At 34.6% G+C, this 12,443-nt stretch carries 11 protein-coding genes, 6 tRNA genes, 1 rRNA gene and 2 pseudogenes; 11 read left to right on the top strand and 9 right to left on the bottom strand.

Annotation, left to right across the window (positions count from 1 at the left end; genetic code table 11):
- Together METFODRAFT_RS11965 and METFODRAFT_RS08095 are read left to right on the top strand one after the other, a co-directional pair.
- Positions 1–245, top strand: a pseudogene (locus METFODRAFT_RS11965) (IS701 family transposase); the annotation flags it as partial.
- A 28-nt stretch (positions 246–273) separates the two neighbouring features.
- A pseudogene (locus tag METFODRAFT_RS08095) lies at positions 274–762 on the top strand ((Fe-S)-binding protein); the annotation flags it as partial.
- 212 nt (positions 763–974) lie between these two features.
- Here METFODRAFT_RS08095 and truD read toward each other — a convergent pair.
- Together truD and METFODRAFT_RS08085 are read right to left on the bottom strand one after the other, a co-directional pair.
- A complete protein-coding gene (gene truD, locus METFODRAFT_RS08090) occupies positions 975–2,276 on the bottom strand; it encodes a tRNA pseudouridine(13) synthase TruD (RefSeq protein ID WP_007045096.1) in 1,302 nt (433 codons plus the stop codon).
- 366 nt (positions 2,277–2,642) lie between these two features.
- Positions 2,643–3,662 carry an adenylosuccinate synthetase gene (locus METFODRAFT_RS08085; RefSeq protein ID WP_007045095.1) on the bottom strand — a complete coding sequence of 340 codons (1,020 nt, stop codon included), beginning with the start codon at positions 3,660–3,662 and terminating at the stop codon, positions 2,643–2,645.
- 283 nt (positions 3,663–3,945) lie between these two features.
- Between METFODRAFT_RS08085 and METFODRAFT_RS08080 the strand changes: the two genes are divergently transcribed.
- Entirely contained in the window at positions 3,946–4,773 is an 828-nt protein-coding gene (locus METFODRAFT_RS08080; RefSeq protein WP_007045094.1) for an MBL fold metallo-hydrolase, read from the top strand.
- A gap of 58 nt (positions 4,774–4,831) precedes the next feature.
- Here the strand turns inward: METFODRAFT_RS08080 and METFODRAFT_RS08075 are convergent, their stop codons facing one another.
- From METFODRAFT_RS08075 to ftsZ, 4 genes are all read right to left on the bottom strand, one after another.
- The gene (locus tag METFODRAFT_RS08075; protein WP_007045093.1) at positions 4,832–5,317 is read right to left on the bottom strand and encodes a 50S ribosomal protein L11; all 486 of its coding nucleotides are present in this window, start codon (positions 5,315–5,317) and stop codon (positions 4,832–4,834) included.
- Between the two features lie 160 nt (positions 5,318–5,477).
- A complete protein-coding gene (locus tag METFODRAFT_RS08070; protein WP_007045092.1) occupies positions 5,478–5,918 on the bottom strand; it encodes a transcription elongation factor Spt5 in 441 nt (146 codons plus the stop codon).
- Between the two features lie 121 nt (positions 5,919–6,039).
- Complete coding sequence (locus METFODRAFT_RS08065) at positions 6,040–6,255, bottom strand: protein translocase SEC61 complex subunit gamma (protein WP_007045091.1); 216 nt, start codon at positions 6,253–6,255, stop codon at positions 6,040–6,042.
- Positions 6,256–6,295: 40 nt separating this feature from the next.
- Entirely contained in the window at positions 6,296–7,375 is a 1,080-nt protein-coding gene (gene ftsZ / locus METFODRAFT_RS08060) for a cell division protein FtsZ (RefSeq protein WP_048115772.1), read from the bottom strand.
- Between the two features lie 220 nt (positions 7,376–7,595).
- On the opposite strand from ftsZ, the gene METFODRAFT_RS08055 reads away from it, so the two are divergent.
- A complete protein-coding gene (locus METFODRAFT_RS08055) occupies positions 7,596–8,693 on the top strand; it encodes a DNA topoisomerase IV subunit A (protein ID WP_007045089.1) in 1,098 nt (365 codons plus the stop codon).
- A 27-nt stretch (positions 8,694–8,720) separates the two neighbouring features.
- On the opposite strand, the gene METFODRAFT_RS08050 is transcribed toward METFODRAFT_RS08055, so the two are convergent.
- Together METFODRAFT_RS08050 and METFODRAFT_RS08045 are read right to left on the bottom strand one after the other, a co-directional pair.
- Positions 8,721–9,707 (bottom strand): beta-ribofuranosylaminobenzene 5'-phosphate synthase, encoded by a 987-nt coding sequence (locus METFODRAFT_RS08050; protein ID WP_007045088.1) that lies wholly within the window; start codon positions 9,705–9,707, stop codon positions 8,721–8,723.
- A gap of 23 nt (positions 9,708–9,730) precedes the next feature.
- On the bottom strand, positions 9,731–10,192 hold the full coding sequence (locus METFODRAFT_RS08045; RefSeq protein ID WP_007045087.1) for a CBS domain-containing protein: 462 nt from the start codon (positions 10,190–10,192) through the stop codon (positions 9,731–9,733).
- 64 nt (positions 10,193–10,256) lie between these two features.
- Between METFODRAFT_RS08045 and METFODRAFT_RS08040 the strand changes: the two genes are divergently transcribed.
- Positions 10,257–11,420, top strand: coding sequence for a TraB/GumN family protein (locus METFODRAFT_RS08040; protein ID WP_007045086.1), 1,164 nt, complete (start codon positions 10,257–10,259; stop codon positions 11,418–11,420).
- A 68-nt stretch (positions 11,421–11,488) separates the two neighbouring features.
- On the opposite strand, the gene METFODRAFT_RS08035 is transcribed toward METFODRAFT_RS08040, so the two are convergent.
- Positions 11,489–11,565 (bottom strand) — tRNA-Phe (locus METFODRAFT_RS08035).
- A 95-nt stretch (positions 11,566–11,660) separates the two neighbouring features.
- Here METFODRAFT_RS08035 and METFODRAFT_RS08030 point away from each other — a divergent pair.
- From METFODRAFT_RS08030 to METFODRAFT_RS08005, 6 genes are all read left to right on the top strand, one after another.
- Positions 11,661–11,736 (top strand) — tRNA-Asn (locus METFODRAFT_RS08030).
- A gap of 56 nt (positions 11,737–11,792) precedes the next feature.
- Positions 11,793–11,867: transfer RNA gene (locus tag METFODRAFT_RS08025), tRNA-Ile, on the top strand.
- A 16-nt stretch (positions 11,868–11,883) separates the two neighbouring features.
- Positions 11,884–11,958 (top strand) — tRNA-Glu (locus METFODRAFT_RS08020).
- A 16-nt stretch (positions 11,959–11,974) separates the two neighbouring features.
- A tRNA-Leu gene (locus METFODRAFT_RS08015) sits at positions 11,975–12,059 on the top strand.
- 8 nt (positions 12,060–12,067) lie between these two features.
- A tRNA-His gene (locus METFODRAFT_RS08010) sits at positions 12,068–12,139 on the top strand.
- A gap of 188 nt (positions 12,140–12,327) precedes the next feature.
- Positions 12,328–12,443 (top strand): 16S ribosomal RNA (locus METFODRAFT_RS08005); the annotation flags it as partial.

Here is a 12,443-nt window from a genome sequence, read left to right as displayed (position 1 = left end):
GGAGAATCGAAGAGTTCCACAGAGGAGTTAAACAGTGCTGCAATATTGGAAATTTCTTCGTTAGAAAAAGATTTCCAGTATTAGGTCATATTTCGTTAGCTATGAGGGCTTTCTTTATTTTAGAGAAAATTAGAATCGATAAAAAGAGTTACTTGGGTATGAGTTTAGAAGAGAACTAAATCGAATAGCCGTTGGGAATGCCATAATCTCTTTTATGTAAAGAAACTGGTTTATTGTTAATCTAAGTATTTAAATGTATTTGCGAAAGTCCTAAAAATAAAAGAATTACTAAAAGATGTAAAAACATTAAAAAAAGATGAAAAAGAAATAATTGGATTAATAGATGGGTATAGGGCAGATTTTATATTATCTCCACTACCAAACGAACACTCATGTAGGGAAACTCTATTAATATTTGATAAAAAAGAGATTGAGATAGGAGATATAATAAGATATAGACCCCTTGGATGTCCAATTACACATTTTGCCAAGGTTATTGATGAGAATCATGGTTTATACATAGTTCATCTTGTAGGACCATGCCATAGGATAAATAACGAGGAATTCAACTATAAGGATGTAGGAATTGCAATGGTTATCGCATTTGAAGGAACTGTTAAAGAGGGAAAAATCCCAGAAGTAGGGAAAACAGTAAAATTTCTTCCAGAGCATTGCATGATGCAGAAGGTTCATAGTGGGGTTGTTGTGGAAGTTGAAGGAAAAAGGGTTTATATTGAGGGTATTGATTTGAAGGTATTTTAAAATTTTTTAAATTAAATTTAAACTAATTAATTAAATTATTTAAATTAATCGATTAATGTGAAGATAAAAATATATCTGGCTTTGGAAAACCGCATCTTCATCGATGCCTGATGGCTACTCGATACGGCCGCCGTGTAGCCAGAATGTCCTCTAGCACTTTCATCCCTAAAAAGGTCAGTGCCAAAAAAGGACACTATATACATTTTTGATTCTTATATATTAATTTTTTTATCAATAAATTCCCTTAATACAGAGGTTGCATAGGTTCCCTTCTTCAGTTTAAATCTCAAAACATAACCATCATCATCAATCCTATACTCTAAATCATATATCCTTGTTATTAATGGCCTCCTATCCCCAAAGAAATTACCAAAACCTTTAATTTTAAAATTCTCTAATTTTATGCCCTCCCTTTCTAATATATTTCTTTCAATCTCTCCTTGAATACCATCCGCAAATTTTGGGTTGTATCCAATCAATGCTCCCGTAGGGAGGCCATCTTTTAAAATATCCCCCTCCAATGGCTCATAACCATATCTATATCTTTCATTTATCATCTCGTTGAATAGATAGGACTGATATGCATTTACAAACATGGATTTTAGTTGTGGAGGTAGGACATTGAAGGATTTTTTGTAATCTCTATGTTTTAAATAGTATCTAATCATCTTCTTCTCATAGTAGAATATCTTTGGATAAATTTTTAGAGCCTCTTTAAATTCTCCTTCATCAACCAAAGTTCTCGCCTCTTTTGATCTGCCATCATAAGGTAAAGGTGTTCCACAATAGGCATAAAATGCACTTTCAAAGTCCCCCTGAACTATAAATTTACCAACAACATGAGTTATTGGCCTTACACTCCCAAATCTTTGGATTCCAAAGTAATTTAATACGTATTTTAATTTTGAGAGTTCTTTTAAAATATCCTCTAACTCAGATTTATCAACATCCATATCCCTAACTTTTATTGTAAATCTGTTTCCCCACAAACAGCCAATTTTAAGTTTTTTGTTGGTTTTTTGGAAGTCCTTCAATGTTATATTTGGTAGATTTACCTTCTTTAAATCCTCAACATTAACTCCAAAGCATCCTATCCTTTGGGTTGTTATGGCAAATTTGTCCTTAGTTCCTGCAAACCCAAAGTTCTTTCTTTTTGATTTTGTTTGTTTTGCAATCTCTCTTATAGCATCTAACGTATTCCAATTTTTCTTTTCAAGTGTGAAGTGGATAAAAGAACCATTCCAGTTTTTCTCATCTTCAAAACCAATCTCTTTTCCAACCTCTAAAACAATACCATCTTCCGTTATTTCCTCAACAATAAAGTCTTCTGGATACTTTTTTATCATTCCTCCAGTTGAATATTTTGTTAGGTATTTGTTGAGGTTTAATGGCATCTTTTCTATCATTTTGTAAATCTTATTTTTTCTGAAATTTATTTTGAATGCCCTTCTAAATTCTTTTAGGTTTTTTAGAGTTTCTTTTTTTCTTTGTTTGGAGATGATATTTATTTTCATTTTACCATACCTTTGTGATAGATTTTTTATTTATTGAATATAGGGATTATATTTAATGAGGTGCAATATAAATCCTAAGAATATATAAGGAAATTGTGAGGATAGCAAGAAGTGTCTTGATAAAGATAAAGAATTTTATTCAAAAACTGGAGTTTATAAAATAAAATATGTTGGTAAGGATAAGATAGCGATAAAAAAATTAAAGGGTAAAAACGATGAGGTTGTAAGTAAGAGGTTGTTTTTAAACAACTTTGAAAATCTCAAAGAGGGGAAGGATTGGAATTTCATCCCCGCTGTTAGGGTGTTTCTTATGTTACATCCAAAAATAAAAGAAAAAGATGGGGTTTTGATTTATGGGATTAAAAATTATAATTCATCTCTCCTATCAATGGTTTGGTGTAATTCAGGACCTGTTGAGATTATTGTAACCGGGACTCCCGTTGCTTCCTCTATTTTTTCAATAAATTCAACTGCTTTATCTGTTAATTCACTGTATTCAGTGACTCCATAGCATGTGTTATCGTATTTATCTAAGCATGTTAAGGCAATTTGGGTTGCTCCATTTAACCTGCAAACCTTCTTAGCCAACTCAAGGTCAAAATATCCAACCCTTCTCCTTCTGCCGGTAACTGTTCCATACTCAACAATACCTAATTTCTCTGCCTCCTCTAGTGGCATCTCTGTTGGGAATGGCCCACTACCAACTCTTGTTGGGAATGATTTGAATACAACTATAACCTCATCAATCTTTGTAGGGCCAACACCAACATCCGCTGCAAATGTTGATGCAGTTGTGTCTTTTGATGTTACATAAGGATAGGTTCCATAGTACAATGATAACAATGTCCCCTGAGTACCTTCAATCATCACATTTTTACCTGCATCGATAGCATCATTAACTTCTTCAGAAACATCTCCCAAAAATTCTTTCAATACATCAATATCCTTTGCCTGCTTTAAGATTCTCAATGCTCTATCAACATTTGCTGGACCGCATCCTGTTCCAGTAGAGCCGATTTCTTTTGATAGGTGCTCATTTGATTTGTCCATTAATCTGTGTTTCTCTTCAATAATCCCACATCTATAATCAACAATTAACCTCTTCCCAACATTAAATTTCTCCAACATCTCAACTTCTTTTAAAAGAACCTCAGGATCTACCAAAACCCCTGCTCCTATTGCGAGTTTTGCCTTTTTATTTGGGAATCCAGTTGGAACCATCCTGATTCCATATTTTTCCCCATCTACCTCAACAGTGTGCCCAGCGTTTGGACCTACTCCACCTCTTGCAATAATGTATGGGGAGTCTTTTTCGCAGAGATAACTTACAATCTTTCCTTTACCTTCATCTCCCCACTGTCCTCCAACAATAATGGTGCATGTCATTAATAAACCTCCTATTAAATGTAATTACTTTCCAATATAAGATCCCTTCCTTTAAAATTCCAAACCCTTATTTTATAAGGTATCATATTATTTAAAATTAATGAAAATCCAAAATTTTTGATATATTGTGATTGTAGTAGGTGGGTTTGAAAATCCTTAGATTTCCAAGATTTTAAGATTTTAATAGTTGATATTAAAATTAGATAAAAAAGAAAACATTTATATGCATATTACAACAAAAAAGAAATAAGATGGTTTGAAAAATATTTAAATGGTGTCTAAAATGGTAAAAATATACGTCCTTCTTGAAGATTACTCTGGGTATGAGAGTCCTTTCTATGCTCAACATGGGATCAGTTTCTTAATTGAACATGGAGGAAAAAGTATCCTCTTTGATGTAGGACAGGAGGCAAAGCCGATACTTCATAACATGAGGCGTTTAGGGTTAGAACCGAATAATATAGATTATATATTTTTATCACACTGCCACTATGACCATACGGGTGGATTATTAGAGATGCTCAAAGCAATCGGCAAAAGAATCCCAATAATTGCCCATCCAATGATTTTTAGGAAACATTTTGTAATAAAACCTTGTTTAATGGATGTAGGAGTTCCTTTCGAGAGAGAAGAAATCGAACAATATGCAGAACTTTTCTTAACAAATGAACCAATCCAAATATTAGAAGGTGTTTACTCAACTGGTGAGGTTAGGGAGAGGGAAGATTTTGAAAAAACCAACTTGGAAGTTTATACTTTAAAAGATGGAAAACTGATTAGGGATGAACTTTTGGATGATATGAGTTTAGTTATAAGAACATCAGAAGGATTAGTGATTATTAGTGGTTGCTCCCATGCCGGAATTGTTAGTATAGTGAAACATGCAATAAAAATTACAGGAGAAAAGAGAATTAGATCTGTTATTGGAGGGTTTCATCTCATAGATGCAAGTGATGAAAGAATAATTAAAACTGTTGAAAAACTTAAAAAACTTGATGTTGAAGAAGTTTATACAGGACATTGCACAGGTTTAAAAGCAGAAGCGGAGTTTTTAACTGATTATGGAGAAAAGTTCCATAAGATACACTCTGGAATGATAATTGAGTTTTAAAATTAACTTTATTCAAATATATGAATATATTAAAAAATAAAAAATAAAATTTGAAAAATTATTCTTCTTTTATATATTCATCATAAACTCCTTCATCGACTAATTTTTGGACTTCTTTTGGGTGTTTTCCTTCAACGTTTACTCCCATTGAGACGCAAGTTCCAAGAACTTCTTTTACAGCGTTTTTCAATGTGTAGGATAACATACCATCATACTTCATCTTTGCAATTTTAACTACTTGATCCATTGTTAAGTTACCAACAACTTCGTGTTTTGGTTCGTGAGCACCTTTTTCAACACCTAATTCTTTCTTTATTAAAGCACTTGTTGGTGGAATACCAACTTCAATTTCAAATGTTCTTTTTTCAGTATCTACCTTAACCTTAACAGGGACTTGCATTCCCTCGTATGCCTTTGTTTTTTCATTTATCGCATTAACAACTTGCATCACATTTACTCCCAATGGTCCAATTGCTGGACCTAATGGTGGCCCTGCTGTTGCTTTTCCACCAGTTACAAGGACTTCTACGACCTCAACAGCCATATTTCTCACCTCAATGATGACTCTCAAAAGTTATGCTTAGTTATATATAAATTTTTAGTTTTTATATTTGTAGACAATGTGTTTCTTAATTTTTCGAACACTTATGACGCAAACGAGTATATATGTAATAGGGGTATTTAAAACTTATAGGTATGTGTATTTATTTATTTTTTGATACTATTTTTACATGCTCGACATGTACTGTTATCGGTATTGGAACCGCTGCCTGTTCTAACTCTATTGTAATCTCTTCCTTGTTCTTATCAACTCTAATTACCCTTGCTCTCTCTCCTTTAAATAGACCTGCAACAAGTTCAACAAGATCTCCTTTCTCAATATCTTCAACAAGTTTTCTTGGTGTTAAGAGGTGTTCTAACTCATCTACTGATGTTGTTCCTGGGACGATACCTTTTACCTTAAATGCTCCCCTAACCAACTCTTCAACAACTCCTCTGTTTTCTGCTTCGACCAATATATATCCCTTTAGGTTTTCTGTTGCAAGTATGGAGTAAACGTCCAACTTTTCCCTTTCTACTTTTGACGCTAACATTTCCGCTACGTTCTTTTCCTGTCCAGCAGTAGTTCTCACCGCAAAAATCACAATATCACCAGAATAAAGTTTTAAAAAGATATAAAACAATTCATAAAAATTAAAAAGTTCATAAAAAAAGAACGAGTTGGTAATAGTTATAGTGTTTTTAGTATTTATTAATTTCTAAAATTTATTTTATAGGTTTAATTAAGCCCTTTATATAAACTATTGGGACATGGATTATAAAGCCAATTATTCCAAGAATGCAGATACCCAATCCAGTAACCTTTGAGATGTTTATGAATTCTTCTTTTGTAGGCTTCCTTGTAATCATTAAAACCCTCTTACATTGAAGGAGAAAATTTTTTATTCCCTCAATTTTTGTATTTAAGTTGGTTTTTTCCATTTTTACCACCAAATTAATTTAAAAATTAAAAAATGGTTTCTTAAATTTTTGGAATGTCTATTAAACTTTTTCTGGTTTGCCTTAATCCAAACTCATTTTTAGGCTTTACACCAGTTACAACCAATAAAACTTGGATAGTGTTTTCCAAGTTCTCATTTATAGTTGCACCCCAGATAATTGTTGCCTTTGGATCTAATCTCTCTGATACCGTTCCTACAACCTCTTTTGCCTCCTCCAATGTTAAATCTTCTGGACCTATGACGTGTATCAATGCACCTTTTGCCCCATCAATTTCAACATCAAGCAATGGACAGTTTAATGCGTTCATCACTGCCTCTTTTGCCCTCTTCTCCCCATCGCTCTCTCCAATACCAATCATTGCCATTCCGCCATTGCTCATAACTGCTTTAACATCAGCGAAATCAACGTTTATAAGACCATCTTTTGTGATGAGTTCAACTAACCCTCTAACTGAGTTTATAAGAACTTCATCAGCGACTTTGAATGCTGTTTTTAATGGAATCTTTGGTACAATTTCCAACAACTTGTCATTTGGAATAACAACTATTGTATCTGCTACATTTTTTAATTTATTTAATCCTTCCAATGCATTTTGCATCCTTATTTCTCCTTCCATTGAGAATGGGAGCGTTATTATTGCAACTGTTAGAGCCCCTATTTTTTTGGATATTTCAGCAACAATTGGAGCAGAACCGGTTCCAGTACCTCCGCCCAATCCACAGGTTATAAATACCATGTCCGCTCCTTGTAATTCATTTTTTATATCTTCTGCATTTTCTTTTGCTGATTCCTCTCCCATTTTTGGATTTCCACCAGCACCAAGTCCTCTTGTTAAATTTTTACCAATTAATATTTTTTTATCTGCTTTTGTTTTTAACAACTGTTGAGCATCTGTGTTGATAGCAACAGTTTTTGCCCTTTCAATACCTTCAGAGGTTAATCTATTTATTGTATTGTTTCCTGCTCCACCACAACCCACCACAGTGATTTTGGCTTTTGCCTCCTCCAATAATTTCAATAATTCCAAATCCTCTTCAGATAACGTCTCATCCTCATATGAAAAATCATCATTTTCAACAATATTTTTTAAGAATTTCAAGATCCGACCTCCATTGTAATTTTTATGCATACCGATAAAAATTAATATATAATCAACCATAGTTTAGTGGGGATGTATCTTAATTCTAAATAAAAATGGGGAATTTTCAGTTTATTAAGTAAAGTAATATCATTATAATATAATTAATTAAAAAGGGATTTGATATAAAAATTTATTGGTTTTAACAATTTCTACTATAAATCTTTATTATGGTGAAATAATGATAATTTCAAAATCAAGAGAAATAGCAAGGAGAAAGATTTTAGAGTTGGCAAATAAAATGTATGAGGATCTTTTAAAAGGTAAGAGACCAAAAATTAAACTACCCATTAGAAGTTTAACCAATGCAAAATTTGACTCTGAAACAGGAACTTTCATACTTATGGGGAAAGAAAAAGAAAGGACTTTAACAGTAAGTCAAGCAAAAATCTTTGCTCAAACGGTGAAGATGCTAGAATTTTCAAAACAACTTCTTGATTCAAATGACTTCTCAACACTTAGGGAAGCGTATTATGTCTCCAAAAATTGGGGTGAGGCAAGATTCGATGACCAGCAACCATCAAATAATGTTATTGAGGATTTAGAGGCAGCATTAGATGTATTGAGAGAAGATCTCGGATTTATTCCAGAAGAGGATGGTTCATCAGTTGTTGGGCCGTTGAGGATAATTGATAGAACACCAGAAGGGGAGGAAATCAAAGTAGATTGCACAAGGTTGGGTACCGGAGCATACAATATACCAAATGATGTAACAAGATTGGAGTTTGAGACGAATGCTGATTTTATATTGGCAATAGAAACTGCGGGTATGTTTGCAAGGTTGAATGCTGAAAAGTTTTGGGATAAACACAATTGTATCTTAGTTTCATTGAAGGGGGTTCCAGCAAGGGCAACAAGAAGATTTGTGAAGAGATTAAATGAAGAGTATGAAGTTCCAGTTTTGGTGTTTACTGACGGTGACCCCTATGGATATTTAAATATTTACAGGACGTTGAAGGTTGGGAGTGGTAAGGCGGTTCATTTAGCAGATAAACTTGCAATTCCTTCTGCGAGGTTGATTGGTGTAACTCCTCAAGATATTGTTGATTATGACTTACCAACACATCCATTGAAGGAACAAGATATCAAAAGAATAAAAGATGGTTTAAAAAATGATGATTTTGTAAAATCATTCCCAGAATGGCAAAAGGCATTAAAACAGATGTTAGATATGAAAGTAAGGGCAGAACAACAGTCCCTTGCAAAGTATGGTTTGAAGTATGTTGTCGACACCTACCTACCTGAAAAAATAAAGGATGAAAAGACGTGGCTACCTTAATTTCGCTTCCTGTTTTTTTATTTTTATTTATTTTACTCTATATCCAGTATTGTTTGCTTTTGTTACTATTATCTCCCCATCAATGCCGTGTTTATCAAGGATGTCATCTGCTTTCTCCATAATTAAATCCACATCTCCAAGTGCATAGATTGTTGGGCCGAAACTTGATAGTCCAGCATAACCTACTTTTTGCAACTCTTTTATGAGTTCTTTAACAATCTCTGATTGCAAAGAAACCTCCACTTTTTTAAATCCAAGTGTTTGGAGTTCATTCACAACCTCCCCAAATGCATTTAAATCATCTTCAATAATTCCGGGAATCATCTTCATTAAAATCAAGTGGCAAATCCTTTGAACCTCATTTAAAGGAACTGGACAGTATTTTTTGAATATATCAACTTCCTTGTTGCCGTAAATATGCTCCCCTTTTGGGATAATTAAAACCACATCCCAATTGAAGTCATGTCTAAATATTATTGGTGCTGGTTTTACGCCTTTTGATGCTGATGAGGGTTTGAAATCCTCCTTATCTTTTCCTTTTCCAAATGAATGTCCCTCATCGATTAAAAATCCCCCCATCTCAAAAGCCCCAATTCCAATTCCAGAAGTTCCCCCCCTTCCAGTAATCTTTGCTATTTCATAGGCGTTAAGTTCCTTCCCATATATGAGGGATATTAATTTCCCCGTTGAAAGGGCAATCTGTGTTCCACTGCCAAGACCGGAGTGGGATGGGAATGATTTTTTTATTAATAATTTTACTCCATCTTCATTTATATGGTTTAATATTTTCTCTGCCGCATCTTTAACCCTTCTCCCTATATCATTGATATAACTTTCATCAAAATTCTTAAGAACGGATTTATCAAAGTCAACTTCAATTTCCCCACTTTCTTTTCCCTCAATTACTAAGTTAGGATTTTCAAGGGCTAAACCAACACCACCATCTACTCTCCCAATACTCCCATTCAAATCAATAAGTCCCATGTGAATCCTTGAAGGGGAAATAATCTCCATCCTATCTCACCAAATTTTTTTATTTAGCATAATGCCTCTATAATGTCCCCTCTTGTAACAATACCCACAAGTTTTCCATCTTTAACAACTGGGAGCCTCTTTATATTGTTCTCAATCATCAACTTTGCAGCATTGTTTATACCCTCATCTGGGGAGATTACTATAACATCCCTTGTCATAACATCCTTAACCTTTGTTTTTAATGCCTTTTTTATATCCTCTTTAAACTCTTCAATTTTCAAAGTTGTTCTTAATGGTAATTCTATTAAATCCAATGGAGATGGTAAAATTAATCCAATTGATTCATTGTGGGTGGTTATTGTTTTTACTATGTCACTTTCAGATATAATGCCAACCAACTCCCCATCTTCAACAACAGGGGCTCCACTGATTTTATGTTCTCTAAATAATCTTATAACATCCCTTATATCATCATTGGGATTCACAATTATGGGTTTTTTCATAACATCTCTAACTTTTATCATGGTATCACCAAATTTATATATTACAATACTAATATAGAATACCTAATATAAATACGGTGAGATTGTGGAGTATATTAGAATAAATAATGGTCTTAATGAATGTGATATTTATTTGATTGGAACTGCCCATGTTTCTGAAGAAAGTGTGAGAAAAGTTGAAGAAACTATCTTAAACATAAATCCTGATGTTGTATCTGTTGAGTTAGATAGGGAGAGGTTTTTTGCAATTATGGGGGATAACGACACAGATAACATTGATATTAAGAGGATTATAAAAGAGGGGAAAGTGGGTATCTTTTTACTTCATATGATATTATCACACTTCCAAAAAATGATAGGGGAAGAATTGGGGGTAAAACCTGGAAGTGAGATGAAAAAAGCCATTGAAATTGCAATGCAATATCAAAAGCCAATATCCTTAATAGACAGACAAATAAACATAACATTAACAAGACTTCTAAACAAGATGACATTAAGAGAGAAGATAAACTTCTTTTTGAGTTTATTTGAAGAAAATGATGAAATGGAGATTGACAACAAATCAATTAATGAGATGATAAAGAATGCTGATGAGTTGGTTTTGTTTTTAAAAGATATCTCTCCCACAATTTACGAAGTTTTGGTTGATGAAAGGGATAGATACATGGCAAAGAATTTGTATGAGTTGAGTAAAGGTAAAGAAAAAATTGTTGCTGTCGTTGGGGCAGGACATATTAAGGGGATAATAAATTATTTAAAAAAATTGGAAAAAGGGGATGATATAGATTTGAATGAGTTGAATAAAACTAAAAAAAGTAAATTTTGGAAGCATATTAGAAAGATTATTTCAGTAGGGATAGTGGTTATTATACTCTATGGTTTTTACAGTGTGTCTTCAAACATTTACGCATTAAAAGAACTAACCTTAGAGTGGGTGATTATAAACGGCCTCTTATCAGCGTTTGGGGTTGTTATTGCAAGGGGCCATATAGCATCTGCATTGGTTGCATTCATCTCTGCTCCAATAACCTCATTAATTCCATTTATTGGGGCTGGATGGATTGCAGGACTTGCTGAATTAAAATTTAGGGAGATTAAAAAAAGTGATATAATAGAGTTGTTTCATGCAGATTCACTAAAAGAACTTCTAAACAACAACCTCATGAGAATTTTACTTGTTACAGCATTAGCAAACCTTGGAAGTGCTATTGGAACACTATACTTTATTCCACGGTTTTTAGGGCATTAAAAATTTTTTATTTTTTATTATCTTTATATATTCAAATGTATAAATTAATATGTCTAAAATAAAATTAATGGTGCCGCGGGGGTGATTTGAACACCCGACAACTGGATCTTCAGTCCAGCGTTCTCCCGGGCTGAACTACCGCGGCCCGACAAATTGCATTATCAACATTGTATTACTAATATAAATACTTTTCGCCGAAAAGTTTATATATTAGGAGAGTAATTGTTATTGTGCTGATGTGCCCCCATAGCTCAGTAGGTAGAGCGACGGACTGTTAATCCGTAGGTCGCAGGTTCGAGTCCTGCTGGGGGCGCCATTTAATTTTTTTATTTAAATTTTATTTGATGTAATTTTGAATTTTGATGTTTTTGTGGGCCCGTAGCTCAGCCTGGTCAGAGCGCTCGGCTCATAACCGAGTGGCCAAGGGTTCAAATCCCTTCGGGCCCATCATTAAGATGCTTTTGCTCCGGTGGTGTAGTCCGGCCAATCATGCGGGCCTTTCGAGCCCGCGACCCGGGTTCAAATCCCGGCCGGAGCACTTTAATTTAATAAGTGCAGGGGTTGTCGAGCCTGGCCAAAGACGCAGGACTTAGAATCCTGTCCGGTAGCGGTTCCAGGGTTCAAATCCCTGCCCCTGCACTACTGTGGCCGGGGTGGGGTAGTGGCTATCCTGGGGGACTGTGGATCCCCTGACCCGGGTTCAATTCCCGGTCCCGGCCCTTTCATTTTTTTAAAACATATTGTTCTAAACCTAAAAACAATACACTCACCAGAATATCACCATAGTATGCAGTTGAAGGTGACAACCTGACCGAAGGGTCAGGTTGGATGCAAGCCCGCGACCAAGGTGAAACCCAGTAGCGGCCACAAGAGGAATATATCCTCTCTTGCGATCGTCTCCCATTTAATTCCGGTTGATCCCGCCGGAGGCCACTGCTATTGGGGTCCGACTAAGCCATGCGAGTCTATGGGCTTTTGCCCATGGCGGACGGCTCAGTAACACGTGGCTAACCTACCCTCGGG

It is taken from the genome of Methanotorris formicicus Mc-S-70 (assembly GCF_000243455.1).
Lineage (GTDB): Archaea > AGJL01 > Methanococci > Methanococcales > Methanococcaceae > Methanotorris > Methanotorris formicicus.
The sequence above is the reverse complement of the archived record's forward strand: the minus strand, read 5'-3'. Positions and strand labels throughout refer to the sequence as shown.